The following is a 20170-nucleotide window of genomic DNA, read 5'->3' as shown; positions in this document are numbered from 1 at the left end:
CGGTCCCCGTCCGCGGACTACCTGTTCCTGATCGACCACGCGAGCCACGGCGCGGCTGAGAGGGCGGGCCCCGGCCGTTCACCGGCCGGGGCCCGCTCACACATTCCGGACGCACCCGCACGGTAGGGTCGACGAACACGGCACAGGCCTCTGCCTGTCAGATCACCCCGAGGTCGAGCATGGTGTCGGCCACCTTGACAAAGCCCGCGATGTTGGCGCCGACGACGTAGTTGTCCGGGGCGCCGTACTCCTCCGCGGTCGTACGACAGGTGGTGTGGATGCCGGCGATGATGGCGGCGAGGCGGCGGTCGGTGTCCTCGAAGGACCAGGCGTCGCGCGTGGCGTTCTGCCGCATCTCCAGCGCCGAGGTGGCGACGCCGCCCGCGTTGACCGCCTTCCCGGGCCCGAAGGCGACGCCGGAGTCCTGCAGCAGTCGTACGGCCTGCGGGGTGGTGGGCATGTTGGCGCCCTCGGCCACCGCCACGACTCCGTGTGTCAGCAGGGTCCGGGCGTCCTGCTCGTCGAGTTCGTTCTGCGTGGCGCAGGGCAGGACGACCGAACACGGTACGTCCCAGACGGAGCCGCCCTCGACGTAGCGGGCCCGGGTCATGGTCTGGGCGTACTCCTTGATGCGGGCGCGGCGAACTTCCTTGACCTGCTTGACCAGTTCGACGTCGATGCCCGCCTCGTCGACGACGTAGCCGCCGGAGTCGGACATGGCGACGACCTTCGCGCCCAGGGCGTGCGCCTTCCGGGCGGCGTAGATCGCGACGTTGCCGGAACCGGAGACGACGACCCGCCTGCCGTCGAGGTCCTGGCCGCGTTCGGCGAGCATCTCGGAGACGGAGTAGACGGTGCCGTATCCGGTGGCGCCTCGGTGCGGACGTGCGAACCGCCCCAGTTCAGGCCCTTGCCGGTGAGCACACCGGACTCGTAGCGGTTGGTGATGCGCTTGTACTGGCCGAAGAGGAAGCCGATCTCACGGCTGCCGACGCCGATGTCACCGGCGGGGACGTCGGTGTTCTCACCGAGGTGGCGGTGGAGTTCGGTCATGAACGACTGGCAGGTTCGCGATGTGGCCGCTGAACCACCCCAACGCCTGGAGCTCCGGACAGGCACCGCTGGGCCGTGACTTCGTCAAGGACTATGTGGCGGCGGTGCGGGCGGCCGGGCTGAAGGTGGGCCTGCACTACTCGCCCATCGACTGGCGCTACCCCGGCTACTACGACGTCACCGGCACCAACTGCGCGAGCAACCCGTGGAATTACACCACCGATCCGGCACACAAGGAGAACGCGCGGATCATGAAGACCGAGGTGTACGAGTCGGTCAAGGAGCTGGTCACCCAGTACGGCGTGATCGACGACCTGTGGTGGGACGGCGGCTGGATCGCCGAGCAGGGCAGCGACGCGGACGGGTTCGGCCAGGGGCTGGCGACCAGGCTGTGGCAGCCGCTCGGGCAGCAGACTGCGCTCGAGAGTGAGTGCGGTCCGGCGTTCGCGGGTGCAGCGCTGGGCGTTGTCGGCTCTGCATGGACCCCGACCCGGAACGCTATCCGAACAGGCGTCGCTGGAACCCGCCTGGCGACACCACCAGCGCCTGACGCACCTCGCCCCGCACTCACGTGGCCCCGCCCGACGTGGACCGACCCGATTTGGACCGACCCGACTTGGACCACCAGTGATCCCCGCCCCACTCATCGACGCCCACCACCACCTGTGGGACCTCGACCAGCGCCCGCAACCCTGGCTCGACGACCCCGTCCTGGCGACGATCCGCCGCACCTTCACCCCCGACGACCTGCGTGCCGCCGCCACCCAACTCAGCGCGGGCCGCCGTCTGCACAGCACGGTGGCCGTGCAGTGCGTACCGGACGTGCCCGAGACGAAGGACCTGCTCGCGCTCGCAGAGCGGGAGCCGCTGATCGGGGCCGTGGTGGGCTGGGCGGACCTTACGTCCCCCGCGATCGGCGACCTGCCCGACGGGTTGCTCGCCGGGCCGGGCGGCACATATCTGCGGTCCCTGCGTCATCTCGTGCAGGGCGAGACGGATCCGGAATGGCTGCAACGCCCCGATGTCGAACGCGGGTTGGCGGCGGTCGGGGAGCGCGGGCTCTGCTACGACGTGCTCGTCCGCAGCCATCAGCTCGACCAGGCGATCCGGCTGGCCGAGCGGTTCCCGGACCTGCCTCAGGTGCTCAACCACGCCGGCAAGCCGCCGATCGCCGACGGTGACCTCGCGGACTGGGTACACCAGGTGCGCCTGCTGGCCGGACACCCGCACGTGGTCTGCAAGCTGTCGGGGCTGATCACCGAAGCGGACCACGAGAAGTGGACCGTCGACGACATCCGTCCCGTGTGGGACGTCCTGCTCTCCGCCTTCGGCCCCGACCGGTTGATGTTCGGCTCCGACTGGCCGGTCGCGAACCTCGCGGGCGGCTGGAACCGCTGGGCCGCCACGGTGGACGAACTGCTCGACGGATGTTCCACGGACGAGACCTCGGCGATTCTCGCGGGCACCGCGACCACCTTCTACCGCCTCACTCGTACTGAACGGACCTTGGGATCACGCTGACGCGTGCCGTCCGATGCGTGGCCGCCCGGTCCGGGTGAGGTCGAGCCGGCTCCTGCCTGCCGAAATTCCATCCGACGTCTTAATGGGAGTGCATATGAAACTGCTTCGGATCGGCGCACGGGGAGAGGAAATCCCGGCGGTCCTCGGCGAGGACGGACGCATATTCGCCCTTGTGGAACTGACCGGTGACATTGACGGGGCGTTCCTCGCCACCGGCGGGACCGACAGAGCCGCGGCAGCGCTGGCTGCCGGACAGCTGCCCGAGGTCGACCCGGCCGGGCTGCGCATCGGCGCGCCGATCGCCCGACCGGGCAAGGTCGTGTGCGTCGGCCTCAACTACCGCGACCACGCGGCGGAGACAGGAGCGGTCGTCCCCGAGCGGCCGGTGGTGTTCATGAAGGACCCGGCGACCGTCGTCGGCCCGTACGACCAGGTGCTGATCCCGCGCGGCTCGGTGAAGACCGACTGGGAGGTGGAGCTCGCGGTCGTGATCGGCCGGGAGGCCCGCTACCTGGCGAGCCCGGACGAGGCGGCGGCGCACATCGCCGGATACACCATCAGCAACGACGTCTCCGAGCGCGAGTTCCAGCTGGATTACTCGGCACAGTGGGACCTCGGGAAGTCCTGCGAGACCTTCAACCCGATGGGGCCCTGGCTGGTCACGCCGGACGAGGTGGCCGACCCGCAGGTGCTCGGCCTGCGGCTGACCGTCAACGGTGAGACGAGGCAGGCCGGCGACACCAAGAACATGATCTTCGAGGTGGGGTACCTGGTCTGGTACCTCAGCCAGTACATGGTGCTGCGCCCCGGTGACGTCATCAACACCGGCACCCCAGCCGGCGTGGCCCTCGGCCTGCCCGGCACCCCGTACCTGCGCGGGGGCGACACGGTCGAGCTGTCCATCGACGGCCTCGGCATCCAGCGCCAGACGTTCGTCAACGCGTGAAAGGCACCACGTTGGCAGCATCCGCCGCGCGGATCACCGCCGTCGACACCCGCGGCATCCGCTTCCCCGCCTCACGCGAGCCCGAGGCCGCCCTGGACACCTGCCAGTACCCTCACGCCCCCTTCCGATCGGCCGAACCGATGCGCCACGAGGAGTCGCAGGCATGACGACGACAGACCTCGAAGGACTCACGGCACTGGTCACGGGAGGCGCCTCCGGGATCGGCCTCGCCGCCGCGTCCCTGCTCGCGGAACGCGGCGCACGGGTCGCCGTCCTCGATCTCGCCCCCGCATCGCTGAAAGAACCACTACGGGGCTTCACCGCCGACGTCTCCGACGACGCCTCCGTGCGCGCGGCGGTCGACGCCGCGGCCGCGGTACTCGGCGGAATCGACATCCTCGTCAACAACGCGGGCATCGGTGCGATCGGAAGCATCGAGGACAACCCGGACGAGCAGTGGCACCGCGTCCTGGACGTCAACCTGCTCGGGGTCGTCCGGGCCACCCGGGCCGCCTTGCCGTACCTGCGCCGATCCGCTCAGGCCTCGGTGGTCAACATCGGATCCATCGTCACCACTGCCGGTCTGCCGCAGCGTGCGCTGTACGCGGCGAGCAAGGGCGCCGTGCTCTCGCTCACCCTCGCCATGGCAGCCGACCACGTCCACGAGGGCATCCGGGTCAACTGCGTCAACCCCGGCACCGTCGACACCCCGTGGGTCGGCCGGCTGCTGGAGGCCGCTCACGACCCGGCCGCCGAACGCGCTGCCCTGAACGCCCGTCAGCCCACCGGACGCCTGATCACCGCCGAGGAGGTGGCCGCTGCCGTCGTCTACCTGGCCTCCCGCGCGGCCGTCTCGGTCACCGGCACCGCCCTCGCGGTCGACGGCGGCATGGCGGGCCTGCGTCTGCGTCCCGACGTGAGGTCATGACCATGCGCCAGAACATGCTCGGGCCCGGGCCGGTGAGGGCCAGTCAACTCGCCTTCGGCGCGGCAGCGATCGGCAATCTCTTCACCCCGGTCACCGACACCGAGGCCGAGGAAGCCGTCGTTGCCGCCTGGGAGTGTGGTGTCCGGTACTTCGACACCGCCCCGCACTACGGCCTCGGCCTCTCCGAAAGCCGGCTCGGCACCGTGTTGCGCGGCATGCCCCGCGAGCAGTACAGGATCTCCACCAAGGTCGGACGTCTCCTGGAGCCAACTGGCTCCGTCGACGGTGACGACCTGGCCCACGGCGGCTTCGCGGTCCCCGCGACGCACCGCCGCCGATGGGACTTCAGCACCGAGGGCGTACGCCGCTCACTGGAGGGCAGCCTCGAGCGCCTGGGCGTGGACCGGATCGACATCGCCTACCTGCACGACCCGGACGACCACGCCGAATGGGCCCTCACCGAGGCCTACCCCGAGCTGGAACGCCTGCGCGCCGAGGGCGTGCTCGGCGTGATCGGCGTCGGCATGAACCAGGCCGAGCTGCCTGCCCGGTTCGTCCGTGAGACGGACATCGACGCCGTGCTGCTGGCCGGCCGCTACAGCCTGCTCGATCAGCGAGGGCTGGCCGAGCTCCTGCCGCTCGCCGCCGAGCGCGGCGTCGGCGTGGTGGTCGGCGGGGTCTTCAACTCCGGCCTGCTCGCCGACCCGAAGCCCGGCGCCACCTTCGACTACGCCGCAGCCCCCACCGAACTCCTCGTCCGGGCAACGCAGTTGAAAGAAGCGTGCGAGCGGCACGGCGTCCCGCTGCGCGCCGCCGCGCTCCAATTCCCCTTCGGGCACCCGGCCGTCGCGTCGGTCCTGGTCGGCACCCGCAGCGCCGGCGAGGTGCGGGACGCCGCCGCAATGGTCAACCTCCCCATTCCCGACGCGCTCTGGGCGGAGCTCAAGGAACGCGGACTGCTGCCCGCTCACGTACCGACCCCGGCCGAGGAGGAGTGACGCGGATCGCCCTGTTCGTCGCTTGCTTCAACGACACCGGCAACCGCCCGGAGGCCGTCTCGCTGGTGGAACGCTGCTCACGGACCTTCGCCGAGCGGCCGCCAGTTCCGCGTACATCTCGCCTCTGGACGACCCTGAAGATCCGTCCCGCTCGCAGGCGCGCCCGGCCTCGGCCGGGCTCGAGGCGGGCGGATCAGCAACGTCCCCCTCGCCGTGGGCGGCTGGAGCCTGCCACTGTCGATCGGCTGATCCCGGGAGGTTCGGGCCAAACGCCGTCAGGCAGACAGCAGGTAGCGCACGGCCGTCTCTGCCAGATCGGCGGTGAACGCGTCGTCCTCGACAGGTACCGGCCTGGCGAATCCCGGACCGTAGGCGACACGGATGACCGACGCGGCGAAGACGGTGCTGAAGCAGGAGTGGACCGCAGTTTCGACGTCGGGAGCGTGATGGCGTCCGCCGCCCGAAGGACCACCTTGGCGAATCCGTTCCCGAGCTCCTGGCTGTAGCGGGAACCTCGGTTCCGGATCTCGGGATGTGACGCCGAGGTCAGGACGACGGCCCGCAGGAACCGTTTGTGGCGCAGGAACATGCCGACCGTTTCGGCCACTGCTGCGCGGACGAGTTCGGCCGCGGACAGGTCCGGGTGAACATTGAGGAGGTGGTCACGGTGTGCCGTTTCTGCGTCGCGCCGCGCGCCGTGTGGACCGTCGAGGGAGCAGCACCGGTTGCACGAGCCGATGCCGGTCCACGCCGCTGCGGGCGTTGATGACAGCGATCAGCAGGTCGACCGCTTCGCCCCCCACCCGGTCCGGACGGAGGCTGAGCGTGGTGACGGGCGGGGTGGTCGTCGCATAGTCCGGGTCCTCGCTGAGGCATGCCACCAGCAGATCCCGCGGCACTCGAAGACCGTGGTCGCGAGCGGCGGCGAGGATGTTGTGACCGGAGTCGGAGTAGACGCCGAGGACGGCGTCCGGTCTTGGATCGCGGTCGAGCAGTCGGCCGACCGCGTCCTGTTCGGCCGTGAAGTAGTCGGGCATTGAGGCGTACTCCTCCACGAGGGCGGGCATGCCGTGTTTGTCGCACCAGGCCCGGTAGGCGTGCGCGATCAGGTGCGGGTACGCGTCGTCGTGAAGCGGCAGGGAGAGCCCGATCCGCCGGGCCCCGGACTGCGTGAGGTGGTCGAGCAGGAGGAGCAGGCCCGCTTCGTAGTCGGCGTCCACCCACGCGTCGCACCAGTGCGGCTGGGGCGGCCTCCCTTCGCAGACCATCGGTATGCCCCGCTCCCGCAGGATGGAACGCACCGGGTCCTCCGCGCGCGGATCGACGTGGATGACGCCGTCCATCGGCGTGTTGAGCCACATCCACGATGACATCGAACCCGGCATCACCTGGAGCAGATAGCCGCGCTTGTGCGCCTCCGCCATCGCGCCCAGCGCCAGCTGTGCGTAGTACGGGATCTCGGTGTACGGGACGGGAAGGTCGCCGTACGTCGTCATGGTCAGGCCGAGCACTCCGGTGCCGCCGCGGGCCAGGGCCCGGGCCGTGCCGGCCGGGGCGTAACCGAGTTCGCGGGCCGCGGCCAGCACGCGCTGCCTGGTCGTCTCGGAGAGTCGTCCGGTGCCGTTGAGCGCGTTCGACACCGTGGCCGTGGACACGCCGGCACGTGCGGCCACGGCATCGAGCGTGGGACGCCGCCAGGCACGCGAGCTCGCCGTGTGTACCCCATGTTCCCAACAGCCCCGTGACGGCTTGTGGTTATGACCTTAATCAATCAGCCTGCCCGGCGACGGCGGCCGGACCAGCCGCCGGGTGAGGAGTTAATCAGATGCCAGACGTCTTCGACGGCACCTCTGCGGCACCTGGTGCACCCCGACGACTACCGGCGTTTCGCCCGGGCCGGAGTGGTGGCCAGCATGCAGTTGCAGTGGGCGATGCCCTCCGCGTTCACGAACGACGCACTGCGGCCCTACATCGGGCCGGAGCGGTACGCGCGCGTGTACCCGGCCCACAGCCTGGCCAAGGCGGGCGCCCGGCTGGCCGGTGGCTCGGACTGGCCCGTCGACCCGCTGCTGCCCTTCACCCAGATCGCCACCGCGATCGACCGCAGCAACCCTGAGGAGAACCACCCGCCTCTCAACCCCCGCGAAGCGCTGACCCGGCACCAGTCGCTGGTCATGCACACCGCGGGCGCCGCGCACCAGCTGGACGGCGGCGGCTCGGGAACCGTTCGGCCGGGCCAACGGGCCGACCGGATCGTCCTCGACCGGGACTTCACGAGGGTGCCGGTGCAGGACATCCGCGCCACCAAGGTCCGGTACACCCTGGTCTCCGGACGGGTGGTCCACGATGCGGGATCGGAGACGGGTCGGGCCCGGGCCGAGGCGGCGCAGCGCATGGGCGCGCTGGGCGCCGGCCGGACCCGCGGTGGTTCCTGCTGCCAACGGCACTGACCCACGCCGGACGACGCGCCCCGGCCCACTCACGGGGGCGGGGCGCGGTCGGCCGTTCAGTGGTCAGCCTCGTAAGGCGGATCGGTACGCCCTGACTTCGGCGGCGACCGGCACGCTGATGCTGCCTACCACGGCGTCGTACCGGAACCGGAGACGCTAGAGGGGCGTCGACGGCGACGGCGCGAACGGTGCCCCGTGTCCCGGCACGATCAGCGCCGGGCCGAGGGCCAGGACCTTCTCCCTGGCTGCCCGCAGTTGCTCGCGGTCGGGCGCGAAGGGATCGTCGGCCGGCCCCTCGGCGGTCCACCACAGATGGGTCAGGACCACCAGGCCCTCGGTGGCCGTGACCAGGGTGCTGACGTCCTCGGCGGTGTGGCCGGGGGTCGTCATGAGCGTGATCGACGGCGACAGCCGGTATCCGTCGGCATCGCGGTCCTCCCAGATGTCGTTCCGGTAGATCGCCATGTGGTCGTGGAAGCGGGCCTGGGGGAACAGGGCCGCGTTCAGCGTGTGGTCCGGGTGGTGGTGGCTGAAGATCACGTCGGTGACGTCTTCGGGGGTCACTCCGTGGTCCGCCAGCGGGTCCAGGATGAGTCGGCGGTCCGCGACCATGCCGGGATCGACGACCGCGACCGTCTCGCCGTCGACGAGCAGGGTGACGGTGCCGGCCACCCGCGTGTCGGCGTAACCGGTGGTCAGGACGTGGAAGGCAGCGGTCATCAGGGGGCTCCTCGGGTGATGGGTGGGTGCGAATTGCTGAGGACGACGCGTTTCCGCGCGGCCCGCTGAGCGAGCCGCACGCCGTTACGCCCCTGCCGCCTCAATGAACTCGCGAACGGCCGTGCGCGGGTCCCCCGAGCGGACCAGTGCCTCGCCGACCAGCACCACGTCGGCTCCCCAACCGCGGTACTCCGCCACGTCCTTCGGGCCCGTCACTCCCGACTCCGCGACCCTGACCGTGCCTTCCGGAATGGCCGTCACGAGGTCGGCGAACACACTGCGATCCACATCCAGCGTTGTCAGGTCCCGCGCGTTGATGCCGAGGAGCTCGGCTCCCGCAGCGACAGCGCGCCGCACTTCGTCGGCCGTGTGCGCCTCCACCAGCGGCGTGAGACCCAGCTGTCCGCACAGCCCCATCAGGTCCGTGAGTTGGCTGTCGTCCAGTGACACGACCATGAGAAGCGCGAGATCGGCGCCGTGCGCGCGGGCCTCCCACAGCTGGTAGGGGTCGACGATGAAATCCTTGCGCAGAACGGGCACGTCGACCCGGGCCCGTACGGCGTCCAGATCGGCGAGGGAGCCACCGAAACGCCTGCGCTCGGTGAGCACGCTGATCGCGGCGGCACCGCCCGCCGCGTACTGGGCCGCAAGCGACGCGGGGTCGGGGATGTCTGCCAGCGTCCCCTTGCTGGGGCTCTTTCGCTTCACCTCGGCGATGACGGACACCCCGGGCGCTCGGAAACCGGGCAGCGGGTCGAGCACGGGTGCCGCGTCCGCCGCCCGGGAGCGCAGCTCCGCCAACGGCGTTGCACGCTTACGCTCTTCCAGGTCCTCGCGAACTCCCTCGAGGATCCCGTCCAGAACGCTCATCGTCTTCTCCCTGTCGAATCGTCTGCGGCTGCGGACGTCCCCCGGCTCGAGTGAGGCCGTGCATCATCCACATCCAAGTCGTGCTCAAAAAAGTCCATGCCCCCGCTCGCACCGCCGCAGGCGGGGCTCAGGCCAGGCCGAACCGCTCGGCGTGTACTTGCCGGTGGGGAACCTTCAGCCCGCGCAGCGCGCTGAGCACGGCCGAGGTCATCGCGGTGGGGCCGCAGACGTACACGTCGCGTTCGGTCATGTCGGGCACCAGGGCACGGAGGCTGTCCGGCTCGAACGGTGAGTTCCCTTCCCCTGTGCGGCCGGCGAGCAGGTGCAGCTGCCCACCGCGGTCCGCGACCAGTGCTCGTACCTCGTCCACCAGCACGGCGTCGTCCTCGCTGCGCACCCGGTAGAGCACGACGACGTCGCCGGCCGATTCCTCGTCGAGCAGGGCTCGAATCGGCGTGATGCCCACTCCTCCGGCGATCAGCAGTGCACCGGCCCGCGTTCGATGCAACGAGGTGAATGCCCCGTACGGCCCCTCGACGAACGCGCGGCTCCCGACCGGGACGTGCCGCAGGCCGGCGCTGGTGCTGCCGACCGCCTTGGCGGTGAGGCGCAGCGTGCGGCCGTCGGGTGCCGCCGAGAGCGAGAAGGGATTCGCCTGCCACCAGTGGTTGTGCCCGGGGAATCGCCAGATGCAGAACTGGCCGGCCCGGGCCGGCAGCCTGTCGAGGTGGCGGCCGGTGACGTGTACCGACACCACGTCGTCCGACTCCGGGACCACCGCGGCGACTTCGAATCGGTGGTAGGCGTTGCGCCACACAGGCATCACGATCCGGCCCGTGACCAGGGCACCGAACGCAAACAGCCACAGCGCCCACCAGTAGATCTTCGCGGGCGCGGATGAGGTGAAGGTCGTGGTCTCCTGCAGCTGGTGGACGAACGACAGCCCCAACGCCACGTACAGCAGCAGGTGCAGGCCGTGCCAGGTCTCGTACCGCAGCCGCCGCCTCACGTAGCGGGCGGAGACCGCGGCGACCACGACGACGATCGCGGCGGCCCCCATCCCGAGCAGGGAGGCCGGCACTCCGGCCAGCGCGAGGAACGTCTTCGTCATCGACGCGTCATCGAGCCTGGCAAAGCCCAGCACCACCAGCGTGGCGTGGGTGAGGATGGTCCACACCAGGGTGAAGCCGACCCACCGGTGCCACACGGTCAACCGGTCCATGCCGATACGGCGGTCGAGCCACGGCAGCCGGGCCACCAGCAGCAGCTGCAACAGCATCAGCACGGCGGCGTGCAGGCCGAAGAACTTGGCGACCGTGAGCACCCCGTTCTGGCCGGTCCCGGCGTCGAGGAACAGGACCTCGACGATCGCCAGGTTGACGATGACAAAGGTCCACAGCGCCCACCGCGCCGCAACGACCGGAGGTACGGTGCGTTGCCGCACCCCTGCCCGCACCTGTGAACTCGTCGCTTCCACCGCTTCCCCTCATGTCCCTCTGCCGACCGCGAGAACTCGTCCGTCGGTGCGGCGGATCACCTGACGGCCCATCGGCCGCCGTCGGCCGGTACGTTGATTGATTAACGCCTTAACCACAAGCCTTCAGAGGGCTGTTGGCGTACACATGCCGGGTTCGTCGGCGCTGTCGTGGTGACGGTGCCCGCCCGTCACTTCCCCACTGTCGTCCCGAAGGGGAGCGGTTCGCCCGAGCGCAGGTGCTCCCTCAGCCACTGCTCGGTGTTGCTCACGTGCAGCAGTGCCGCAGCCTGGCTGAGGGTGGCGTCACGGGTGGAGAGGGCGTTGAAGATCGCCTCGTGCTCGGCGAGGGTGCGGCCCGCGGCCTTGTCGTCGACCAGACCGCGCCAGATGCGGGCGCGCAGGGTGCGGCCGGAGATCCCTTCCAGGAGGGTGAGGAGGGTCTCGTTGCCCGTGGCCGAGACGACGGCGCGGTGGAAGGCGGCGTCATGGGCGTTGAGCCGTTCGACGTCGTCGCGGGCCTCGCGCATGGCGTCCAGATGCCGCTTCACCTCGGCCAGCTGCTCATCAGAGATCCGCGTGGCGGCAAGGGCCGTGGCCATGGGTTCGAGGAGCCGCCGTACCTCCATGAGGTCCTGCAGAGCGACCGAGTCGCCCTGCAGCAGCTCCACCGCACCACCGAGCCCCTCCAGGAGCAGGCTCGGCTGGAGGCTGGTCACATAAGTGCCGTCCCCCCGCCGGACCTCCAGGACCCGCGCCACGGCCAGCGCCTTGACCGCCTCACGGGCGAGATTGCGGGACAAACCCAGCTGAGCGGCCAGGTCCGGCTCCGGTGGGAGCTTCGAGCCCGGAGGAAGGGCACCGGTCCGGATCAGCTCACGGATCTGCTCGATGGCCTTGTCCGTCAGAGACACCGCACATCCCTCCCTCCACCGTGCCCCGCGAGCACGTCCGCCCTGATCAGCCCCTGCGCGCTCAGATCGTCCCAGAGGCCGTCCGGGACGCGCTGATCATGGAGTCCCACGTTTCGTCCGACCTGTTGCGGAGTCCGCATGCCGAGGGTGACGTTGATGATACTGGGATGGGTGTACGGGAAAGCGATCGCGGCGGCGGGCAGGCTGGTCCCGTGCGCCGCGCAGATGTCGGCGATCGCCCGGGCACGAGCGACCAGCGCCGGCGGGGCGTCCTGGTAGTCGTACTTCATGCCCTCGGCGGGCCGGTCACGGGAGAGCAGTCCCGAGTTGAACACGCCCACCGCCACCACGCTCTTGCCGAGGTCCAGCGCGGCGGGCAGGACGTCGTCCAGCGCGGACTGGTCGAGGAGGGTGTAGCGCCCGGCGAGCATCACCACGTCTGCGGCGGTCTCGCGCAGGAAGCGGGCCGGCATCGCCGACTGGTTCATCCCGACACCGATCGCACCGATCACGCCCTGGTCGCGCAACTCCGCGAGCGTGGGCATGGCCTCCTCCGCCGCCTGCCGCCAGTGGTCGTCAGGATCGTGCAGGTAGACGATGTCGAGCCGGTCCAGGCCGGTGCGCCGCAGCGTGTCCTCGATGGAGCGCAGTACACCGTCGCGGCTGAAGTCCCACTGTCGGCGCAGGTCGTCCCGGACGACGAAGCCCTCGGCGTCGACCCCGCGTGGCTCCTCGTTGGGCACCAGCAGTCGGCCCACCTTGGAGGAGATGACGTACTCGGCACGCGGTCGGCCCTTCAGCGCGGCGCCCAGACGGCGCTCGGAGAGGCCGAGGCCGTAGTGCGGTGCGGTGTCGAAATATCGCAGGCCGGCCTCCCAGGCCGCCTCGACGGCGGCGGTCGCGTCCTCGGCCGGGGTGACGCGGTAGAGGTTGCCGATCACGGAGGCCCCGAAGCCGAGCTCGGTCAGTGAGACGGACGTGTTCTGGATCTTCCGCTGGTGCAAGACGTGCTCCTGGGATACGGCCGATGCGGGTGTCGGTCAGCGTCTGACGTGGGCCGACCCACCCGCGATGAGCGCCTCGACCTCGGCGATTGAGGCCATGGAGACGTCTCCGGGCGTGGTCATGGTGAGCGCGCCGTGGGCGGTGCCGTAGGCCAGGGCGCGCTCCAGGCCGACGTCGCCCAGCAGTCCGTGGATCAGGCCGGCGGCGAAGCCGTCGCCGGAGCCGATGCGGTCCAGGACGTGCAGGCCGGGCATCCGGGGGCCGATGACGCAACCGGTCTCGGCGGACCAGGCGGCCGAGGACCAGTCGTTGACACCGGCCGACGGCACTCCGCGCAAGGTCGTCGCCAGTACCTTCGCTGCGGGCAGCAGGCCGGCCACCTCGGCGAGGGCGTCCGCCACTGCGTCGTCCCCGATGCGCGCCTGTCCCGGGTGCGTCCCGGCCAGACCCAGGGCGCCCACGATGACGTCGGCGTGCCGGGCGAGCCGCAGGTCGGCCTCGCGGGCGGCGTCGGCACCGCCCCGGCCGGCCCACAGGCTCGGGCGGTAATTGGGGTCGTAGGAGACGGTGACACCGTGGCGGCGGGCCGCGGCCATGGCCTCGTCGGCGACGTCGACGGTCGTGTCGGACAGGCCGGCGAAGATGCCGCCGGTGTGGAACCAGCGCACGCCGGCCGAGAACACCGCATCCCAGTCCACGTCGCCCTTCCGCAACTGGGAGACGGCGGTGTGGGCGCGGTCGCTGACGCCGAGTGCGCCGCGGATGCCGTAGCCGCGTTCGACGAAGTTCAGGCCGTTGCGGGCTGTGCGGCCTATGCCGTCGTCGGGCACCCAGCGGATCAGGGACGTGTCGACGCCGCCCTGGAGGATCAGGTCCTCGACGAGCCGGCCCACGGCGTTGTCGGCGAGCGCGGTGACGACGGCCGTGCGCAGGCCGAAGCAGCGCCGCAGCCCGCGGACGACGTTGTACTCGCCGCCGCCCTCCCAGACCTGGAAGGTGCGGGCGGTGCGGATCCGCCCCTCCCCCGGGTCGAAGCGCAGCATGACCTCGCCGAGGGCCACCACGTCGATCACGTCATGCTCCACTCCACCGCCTGGGCGGTCAGTCGGCGGATCTCCTCGTAGTCGCCCCGCTCCAGGTGGGCTGCGGTGACCATCCAGCTGCCGCCGACGGCGAGGACGGCCGGCTCGGCGAGGTAGGCGGTCAGGCGGGAGGCTTCGATACCGCCGGTCGGCACGAAGCGCGTCCGGGGGAAGGGGGCTGCGAGCGCTCGCAGCGTCCGCAGGCCGCCGAGCGGCTCGGCGGGGAAGAACTTGACGGTGTCGATGCCCGCCTTCAGGGCGCGCATCAGCTCGGTGGCGGTGGCGATACCGGGCACCATGGGCACCCTCAACTCCCGGCACCTGGCGATGACTTCCTCGTCGAAGCCGGGACAGACGACGAAGCCGGCCCCGGCTGCCACCGCGCGTTCCGCCTGCTCGGGCGTGAGGACCGTGCCGGCGCCGACGGTCAGCCCGCCGTGGGCCGCCATCGCTTTGAGCACCCGCTCGGCGTCCGGGGTGCGGAAGGTGACCTCGGCGCACCGGGCACCCCCGGAGCCGAGTGCCTCGGCCAGCGGGCCGGCCGTGGCAGGTTCGGGCACGGTCAGCACCGGCATCACGCGGGCTCCGGCCAGCACGGCGGCCAGGTCCGTGCCGGTCATCGGCCCAGCCACCCGCCGTCGACGGGCAGCACGGTGCCGTGGATGTAGGCCGCGGCGTCCGAGGCCAGGAAGACGGTGGCGCCGGCGAGGTCGTCGGCGTTGCCCCAGCGGCCGGCCGGGATGCGGCCCAGGATCGCCTTGCTGCGTACCGGGTCGTCCTGCAGGGCCTGGGTGTTGTCGGTGGCGATGTAGCCGGGTGCGAGGGCGTTGACGTTGACGCCGTGCGGGGCCCACTCGTTGGCCAGGGCCTTGGTCAGGCCGGCGATGCCGTGCTTGGCGGCGGTGTAGCCGGGCACGGTGATGCCACCCTGGAAACTGAGCAGCGACGCCGTGAAGATGATCTTCCCCTGGCCGCGGGCCACCATCGCCGCGCCCACCGCGCGGGTCAGCGCGAACTGCGCGTTCAGGTTGACCTGGAGCACCAACTCCCAGTCCGAATCGGCGTGTTCGACGGCCGGAGCGCGGCGGATCGTGCCCGCGTTGTTGACCAGGATGTCCACCGGCCGCTCGCGCCCGGCCAGTTCCGCGCCCAGGGCCCGTACGGCCTCCGGGTCGGCGAAGTCGGTCCGGATCGCCTCGAAGGTGCGGCCCGCGGCGAGGACGTCCTTCCCGACTGCGCTGCCGGACTCCTCCAGCGTGGCGCTGACGCCGATGACGTCCGCGCCGGCCTCGGCGAGGGCGCGGGCCATGGCCCGGCCGATGCCGCGCCGGGCCCCGGTGACGACGGCGAGCTTTCCCGTGAGGTCGAAGGCGGTCATACGGCGGCTCCCCGGGCGTCGCCGGTGCAGTCCACGAGGATCTTCATCACGTCGCCGCCGCCCTCCAGAGCCTCGAACGCCGCAGGTGCCTCGGTGAGGGGCACAACCTTGCTGATCAGCCGCCCGGCCGGGATCGTGCCGTCGGCGACCAGGGTCACCGCCCGCTCGAAGTCCGAGCGGTCGTACAACCGCGCTCCCACCAGGGTCAGTTCACGCCAGAAGAAGCGGTGCAGGTTCACCTCGCGGGGCCGAGGGTGGATGGCGACGAGGCACAACCGGCCGCGCACCCCCAGCACGTCGACCGCCGTGTCCACGCCGGCCGCCGCACCGGACACCTCGAACGCGACGTCCGCGCCCGCGTCCCCGGTCCACTGCCGCACCAGTGCCGGCACGTCGTCGGCGGCCGGGTCCCAGGCCACGAGCCCCAACTCCTCGGCCAGCAGCCGACGGTGGGTGCTCAGCTCCACCACCCGCACCTCGGCGCCCGCGGCCCGCGCCACCAGCGCGATCAGGATCCCGACCGGACCGCCGCCGACCACCACGACCTTCTCACCCTCACGCACGGCGGCGCGGCCCACGTCGTGCACGGCCACCGCCGTCGGCTCCACCAGCGCGGCCCGGTCCAGGGCGAGCGCCTCCGGCAGCCAGATCAGTGTCGAGGCGGGTACCTTCCAGCGCTGCTGCATCGCACCCGGGGAGTCGATACCGATGAAGTCCAGGTGCTGGCAGATGTGTTGATGGCCCGCGCGGCAGGCCGGGCAGGTGTCGTCCCAGCGCAGCGGCATCACCGTCACCGCGTCACCGGGCTGCCAGCCCTCCACGCCCGGCCCGACCCGCACCACCCGGCCGGACATCTCATGCCCCAGCACGGCAGGCGTCCGCACCCGGGCGTCCAGGTCGCCGTGGAAGATGTGCAGATCGGTACCGCAGATACCCACGTAGGCGGGGGCCAGCTCCACCTCGCCGGGACCGGGCGGCGCGCTCGGCGCGGGGGCCGTGTCCAGGGTGCGGGCGGATGTGTAACGGACGGCGAGTGTCATCGTGTTGTCAGGGTCCCTTCAGCGCGGACGCCGATGGTCAGCAGCAGGTTGGCGTAGGTACGGGTGTCGGCGGTGACGATCGCCAGCGCAAGGTCGGGCGAGCGGGCGGCGTCGTAGAACTCGAAGCGGCCGAGCGTGTCGACCGGGAGAGGCGCCAGCATCAAGCGGTGCTCGGCGATGGCGGGCGGCTCCGGTTCGCCCTCGGGCGGCACCATGACGTGGGCCGCCTCGACAGGCAGGGCACGCAGCAGGACGTCGAGCACAGTGGTGACGTCGAGCAGGCCGGGGGCCAGGTTGAGGTGGACGGTTCTGGCGCGCTCGCCGGTGGCGGTGCTCGCGGGGTAGTGGCCGTCGGCGAGCAGCACACGGGAGCCGTGGCCGGCTCCGGCCAGGGACTCGAGGATTTCGGGGTGCAGCAGTTCCGTCAGGAGCACGGTGTCACCTCCTTCGTGGGACGGGGGTCGAGGTGGTAGAAGGTGGTCGCGGTGCCGGCCAGCACCGCGTGGATCTCGGTGTCGGAACAGCCGTCCAGGAGTTCCTCGACGGTGGCGGCCCAGCGGTTCCAGCCGCCCGCGAGGTTCGCGACCGGCCAGTCGGAGCCGAACATCAACCGGTCGGGGCCGAAGGCGGAGAGCAGGACGTCCCACACGGGACGGATGTCGTCGACGGTCCACTTCTCGTGGTCCGCTTCGGTGATCAGTCCCGACAGCTTGCAGACCACGTGCGGGTGTCCGGCCAGCAGACGCACCTGGTGTATCCAGTCCGCGAGATCACCGTCGGCGATCGGCGGCTTGCTCGCGTGGTCCAGGACGAACGGCAGCTCGGGGAGCCGTTCCGCGAGACGGATCGCCTGCGGGAGCTGGTGGCTGCGGATCAGCACGTCGTATCCGAGCCCGCGCTCCCCGACCGCTCGCAACCCCCTTTCCACGTCCGGCCGTTGGAGCCAGTGCGGATCGGACTCGCCCTGCACGATGTGGCGTAGGGACCGCAGGTACCGGCCACCGTGCCCGGTCCGCAGGTCGTCGAGTACGTCGCCGATCGCGGGGGACGTCAGGTCCGCCCAGCCGACCACGGCCCCGATCAGCGGGTCGATGTCGGCCAGGACGAGAAGGTCGCGGGTCTCGGGCACGGAGGCGACGCACTGGACGACGACCGCGCGCGTCAGTCGCCGTCCGGCGATCGGCCGGGTCGCGGCCGAACGCAGGGCGTGGGGGCTGAAGTTGCGGCGGATCGGCTCGTGCCCCGGCTCGTCCAGCCAGGGCTGCGGCCGGACGTCCAGGTCCCAGACGTGGTGGTGGGCGTCGACGAGAGCCTGGGCGTCAGACACGGGCGATCCAGACGGGGCCGTCAGGGTAGGCGTACTCCTTGAGGGACTCGGGGTGGATCTGCGCGCTCAGCCCGGGCAGCGTCGGCGCCAGATAGTGACCGTCGACGATGCGCACCGGGTCGACGAAGTGTTCGTGCAGATGGTCGACGTACTCGATGACACGGTCCTCGACCGTGCCGGAGACGGCGACGTAGTCGAACATCGACAGATGCTGCACCATTTCGCACAGGCCGACCCCGCCCGCGTGCGGGCAGACCGGGACGCCGAACTTCGCGGCGAGCAGCAGGATCGCGACGTTCTCGTTGACGCCGCCGACCCGTGCGGAGTCGATCTGCACGATGTCCACCGCGCCGGCCTGGAGGAGTTGCTTGAAGACGACCCGGTTGGCGATGTGTTCGCCGGTGGCGACCTTGATGGGGCTGACGGCCTTGCGCACGGCGGCGTGGCCGAGGATGTCGTCCGGGGAGGTGGGCTCCTCGATCCAGTACGGGTCGTAGGGGGCGAGCGCGCGCATCCAGTCGATGGCGGGCTGGACGTCCCATCTCTGGTTGGCGTCCACAGCGATGCGGATGTTCGGGCCGACGGTCTCGCGGGCGGTGCGCATCCGGCGTACGTCGTCCTCCAGGTCCGCGCCGACCTTCAGCTTGATCTGGGTGAAGCCGTCGGCGACGGCCTCGCGGGCGAGGCGGGCGAGCTTCTCGTCGGAGTAGCCGAGCCAGCCGGGGGTGGTGGTGTAGGCGGGGTAGCCCTGCTCGAGCAGGCGGCCGATGCGCTGTTCGCGGCCGGGCTGGGCGCGGCGCAGGATCTCCAGGGCCTCCTCGGGGGTGAGCGCGTCCGACAGCCAGCGGAAGTCGACCTGCGCGACCAGTTGTTCGGGAGACATCTCGCCGAGGAGGCGCCAGACGGGCTTGCCGGCCCGCTTGGCCGCGAGGTCCCAGGCGGCGTTGACGACGGCGCCGGTCGCCATGTGGATGGCGCCCTTCTCCGGTCCCAGCCAACGCAGTTGGGGGTCATGGACCAGGGAGCGGGAGAACGCGCCCAGGTCGGCGCAGACCTCCTCGACCAACAGGCCCACCACGTGCGGGGCGAGGGCCGCGATGGCGGCGGCCTGCACGTCGTTGCCGCGCCCGGTGGTGAAGGCCAGGGCGTGGCCCTCCAGGCCGTCACCGGCGTCCGTGCGCAGCACGACGTAGGCGGCGGAGTAGTCGGGCTCGGGGTTCATCGCGTCCGAGCCGTCCAGGTGCTCGGACGTCGGGAAGCGTACGTCGAGGACGTCCAGAGCGGTGATGCGAGCAGCGGACGAAGCGGACAGGGCGGATGACATGGCGGCAACTCCTGTGAGGGCAGAGGCGATTCGGCCCCTGGTGACGAGATGGTGGCGCGGCGGAGAGTGCGAGGCGGCCGTGCGGGCCGCCCGGGTCACTCCTGGACCTTGCCGCCGGTGATGCGCGAGATGGTCAGCGCCACCAGGATGATCAGGCCGTTGAGGGCGCCGATCCACTGCGCGGGGACACCCGCGAGCGTGAGCACGTTCTGGATCATGAAGAGCAGCAGGATGCCGCTGAAGGCGCCGAACATGGTGCCCTTGCCGCCGTTGAGGCTGATGCCTCCGATGACGGCGGCGGCGAAGACGGTGAAGATGTAGCCGTTGCCCTGCGCCGAGGCGACCGAGGCCAGCCGTCCGGAGAGCATCAGTCCGGCGAGGGCGGCCAGCACGCTGCCGGTGACGATGACGATCCACAGGACCCGGTCGGTGCGGATGCCGGCCGCCTTCGCCGCGTCGACGTTGCCGCCGATCGCGTACAGGGAGCGGCCGAAGCTGGTCCAGCCGAGCACCACGATCGCGACGGCGAACAGCACCAGGCAGACCCAGATGGACGCGGGCATCCCGAACCATTCGGCGGTGCCCAGGTAGAGCATCGACTGCGGCAGCTGGAAGAAGGTCTGGCCGCCGGAGATGCCGGTGAGGACGCCGCGCAGCACGATCAGCATGCCGAGGGTGACGATGAAGCCGTTGAGCCCGAAGCGGATGATCAGCAGGGCGTTGATCACGCCGACGAGTGCGCCCACGGCCAGGGTGACGGGAACGGACCATGCGCCGGGGAGCAGTCCGAGTCCGTGGCCCGCGCCGACCGGCACGACCAGCCAGGCCGCGACACCGGGCGCGAGGCCCATGGTGGATTCGAGCGACAGGTCCATCTTCTTGACGATGAGGATCATCGTCTGGGCGAGGACCAGCAGGGCCATCTCGGACATGGTCTGCAGGACGTTGATGAGGTTGTCGGCCTGCAGGAAGACCGGGTTGACGATCTGTCCGACGATCGCGATGACCACGATGGCCGGGACGAGCGCGAGGTCACGGAGGCGGGCCAGGGGTATCCGGCCGCCGAGCAGCACGGTCCGCTTGGGCGCCGGCTCCGTGCCCTTGCCGGCAGCGGTGTCCGCGAGGACGGATTCAGGGATC

The 20170-nt window shown here is 70.9% G+C and carries 20 protein-coding genes and 2 pseudogenes; 7 read left to right on the top strand and 15 right to left on the bottom strand.

Annotation, left to right across the window (positions count from 1 at the left end; all coding sequences use genetic code 11):
- Nucleotides 1–157: 157 nt before the first annotated feature.
- A pseudogene (locus ABZ880_RS17150) lies at nucleotides 158–1065 on the bottom strand (Glu/Leu/Phe/Val dehydrogenase dimerization domain-containing protein); the annotation flags it as partial.
- An 8-nt stretch (nucleotides 1066–1073) separates the two neighbouring features.
- Here ABZ880_RS17150 and ABZ880_RS17145 point away from each other — a divergent pair.
- The 6 genes and pseudogenes from ABZ880_RS17145 to ABZ880_RS17120 all read left to right on the top strand — a co-directional run.
- Nucleotides 1074–1388 (top strand): annotated as a pseudogene (locus ABZ880_RS17145) (alpha-L-fucosidase); the annotation flags it as partial.
- 295 nt (nucleotides 1389–1683) lie between these two features.
- Nucleotides 1684–2574 carry an amidohydrolase family protein gene (locus tag ABZ880_RS17140; protein WP_361263473.1) on the top strand — a complete coding sequence of 297 codons (891 nt, stop codon included), beginning with the start codon at nucleotides 1684–1686 and terminating at the stop codon, nucleotides 2572–2574.
- Between the two features lie 94 nt (nucleotides 2575–2668).
- Nucleotides 2669–3520, top strand: a complete 852-nt coding sequence (locus tag ABZ880_RS17135; RefSeq protein WP_361262848.1) for a fumarylacetoacetate hydrolase family protein — start codon at nucleotides 2669–2671, stop codon at nucleotides 3518–3520.
- Between the two features lie 11 nt (nucleotides 3521–3531).
- Entirely contained in the window at nucleotides 3532–3687 is a 156-nt protein-coding gene (locus tag ABZ880_RS17130) for a hypothetical protein (protein WP_361262845.1), read from the top strand.
- Nucleotides 3684–4448 carry an SDR family oxidoreductase gene (locus ABZ880_RS17125; protein WP_361262842.1) on the top strand — a complete coding sequence of 255 codons (765 nt, stop codon included), beginning with the start codon at nucleotides 3684–3686 and terminating at the stop codon, nucleotides 4446–4448. Before ABZ880_RS17130 ends, ABZ880_RS17125 begins: the two co-directional genes overlap by 4 nt.
- The gene (locus ABZ880_RS17120; protein WP_361262839.1) at nucleotides 4445–5446 is read left to right on the top strand and encodes an aldo/keto reductase; all 1002 of its coding nucleotides are present in this window, start codon (nucleotides 4445–4447) and stop codon (nucleotides 5444–5446) included. Before ABZ880_RS17125 ends, ABZ880_RS17120 begins: the two co-directional genes overlap by 4 nt.
- A 662-nt stretch (nucleotides 5447–6108) precedes the next feature.
- On the opposite strand, the gene ABZ880_RS17115 is transcribed toward ABZ880_RS17120, so the two are convergent.
- Entirely contained in the window at nucleotides 6109–7119 is a 1011-nt protein-coding gene (locus ABZ880_RS17115; protein ID WP_361262836.1) for a LacI family DNA-binding transcriptional regulator, read from the bottom strand.
- 84 nt (nucleotides 7120–7203) lie between these two features.
- Here ABZ880_RS17115 and ABZ880_RS17110 point away from each other — a divergent pair, with 84 nt between their 5' ends.
- Nucleotides 7204–7896, top strand: a complete 693-nt coding sequence (locus ABZ880_RS17110; RefSeq protein ID WP_361262833.1) for an amidohydrolase family protein — start codon at nucleotides 7204–7206, stop codon at nucleotides 7894–7896.
- 156 nt (nucleotides 7897–8052) lie between these two features.
- Here ABZ880_RS17110 and ABZ880_RS17105 read toward each other — a convergent pair whose 3' ends face one another.
- The 13 genes from ABZ880_RS17105 to ABZ880_RS17045 form a co-directional block, all read right to left on the bottom strand.
- Complete coding sequence (locus ABZ880_RS17105; RefSeq protein ID WP_361262831.1) at nucleotides 8053–8616, bottom strand: MBL fold metallo-hydrolase; 564 nt, start codon at nucleotides 8614–8616, stop codon at nucleotides 8053–8055.
- Nucleotides 8617–8700: 84 nt separating this feature from the next.
- On the bottom strand, nucleotides 8701–9486 hold the full coding sequence (trpC, locus tag ABZ880_RS17100; RefSeq protein WP_361262828.1) for an indole-3-glycerol phosphate synthase TrpC: 786 nt from the start codon (nucleotides 9484–9486) through the stop codon (nucleotides 8701–8703).
- Nucleotides 9487–9613: 127 nt separating this feature from the next.
- Nucleotides 9614–10930, bottom strand: coding sequence for a ferredoxin reductase family protein (locus tag ABZ880_RS17095; RefSeq protein ID WP_361262825.1), 1317 nt, complete (start codon nucleotides 10928–10930; stop codon nucleotides 9614–9616).
- A gap of 221 nt (nucleotides 10931–11151) precedes the next feature.
- Nucleotides 11152–11874, bottom strand: coding sequence for a FadR/GntR family transcriptional regulator (locus ABZ880_RS17090; protein ID WP_361262822.1), 723 nt, complete (start codon nucleotides 11872–11874; stop codon nucleotides 11152–11154).
- Nucleotides 11865–12878, bottom strand: a complete 1014-nt coding sequence (locus ABZ880_RS17085; RefSeq protein ID WP_361262819.1) for an aldo/keto reductase — start codon at nucleotides 12876–12878, stop codon at nucleotides 11865–11867. The genes ABZ880_RS17090 and ABZ880_RS17085 overlap by 10 nt, the downstream gene beginning before the upstream one ends.
- A 36-nt stretch (nucleotides 12879–12914) precedes the next feature.
- A complete protein-coding gene (locus ABZ880_RS17080) occupies nucleotides 12915–13952 on the bottom strand; it encodes a sugar kinase (RefSeq protein ID WP_361262816.1) in 1038 nt (345 codons plus the stop codon).
- Nucleotides 13949–14581 (bottom strand): bifunctional 4-hydroxy-2-oxoglutarate aldolase/2-dehydro-3-deoxy-phosphogluconate aldolase, encoded by a 633-nt coding sequence (eda, locus tag ABZ880_RS17075; protein WP_361262813.1) that lies wholly within the window; start codon nucleotides 14579–14581, stop codon nucleotides 13949–13951. Before eda ends, ABZ880_RS17080 begins: the two co-directional genes overlap by 4 nt.
- Nucleotides 14578–15339, bottom strand: coding sequence for an SDR family oxidoreductase (locus ABZ880_RS17070; RefSeq protein ID WP_361262810.1), 762 nt, complete (start codon nucleotides 15337–15339; stop codon nucleotides 14578–14580). Before ABZ880_RS17070 ends, eda begins: the two co-directional genes overlap by 4 nt.
- The gene (locus tag ABZ880_RS17065) at nucleotides 15336–16379 is read right to left on the bottom strand and encodes an alcohol dehydrogenase catalytic domain-containing protein (RefSeq protein WP_361262807.1); all 1044 of its coding nucleotides are present in this window, start codon (nucleotides 16377–16379) and stop codon (nucleotides 15336–15338) included. The genes ABZ880_RS17070 and ABZ880_RS17065 overlap by 4 nt, the downstream gene beginning before the upstream one ends.
- Nucleotides 16376–16813, bottom strand: a complete 438-nt coding sequence (locus ABZ880_RS17060) for an RbsD/FucU domain-containing protein (protein WP_361262804.1) — start codon at nucleotides 16811–16813, stop codon at nucleotides 16376–16378. The genes ABZ880_RS17065 and ABZ880_RS17060 overlap by 4 nt, the downstream gene beginning before the upstream one ends.
- Nucleotides 16804–17706, bottom strand: coding sequence for an amidohydrolase family protein (locus tag ABZ880_RS17055; protein ID WP_361262801.1), 903 nt, complete (start codon nucleotides 17704–17706; stop codon nucleotides 16804–16806). Before ABZ880_RS17055 ends, ABZ880_RS17060 begins: the two co-directional genes overlap by 10 nt.
- Nucleotides 17699–19030, bottom strand: coding sequence for an L-fuconate dehydratase (locus ABZ880_RS17050; RefSeq protein WP_361262798.1), 1332 nt, complete (start codon nucleotides 19028–19030; stop codon nucleotides 17699–17701). Before ABZ880_RS17050 ends, ABZ880_RS17055 begins: the two co-directional genes overlap by 8 nt.
- A 95-nt stretch (nucleotides 19031–19125) precedes the next feature.
- Nucleotides 19126–20169: an ABC transporter permease gene (locus ABZ880_RS17045; protein ID WP_361263470.1), complete on the bottom strand. Its 1044-nt coding sequence runs from the start codon at nucleotides 20167–20169 to the stop codon at nucleotides 19126–19128.
- Between the last annotated feature and the right edge of the window lies 1 nt (nucleotide 20170).

This window comes from Streptomyces sp. NPDC047043 (assembly GCF_040644055.1).
Taxonomy (GTDB): domain Bacteria; phylum Actinomycetota; class Actinomycetes; order Streptomycetales; family Streptomycetaceae; genus Streptomyces.
This window is presented reverse-complemented; position numbering and strand designations above follow the sequence as displayed.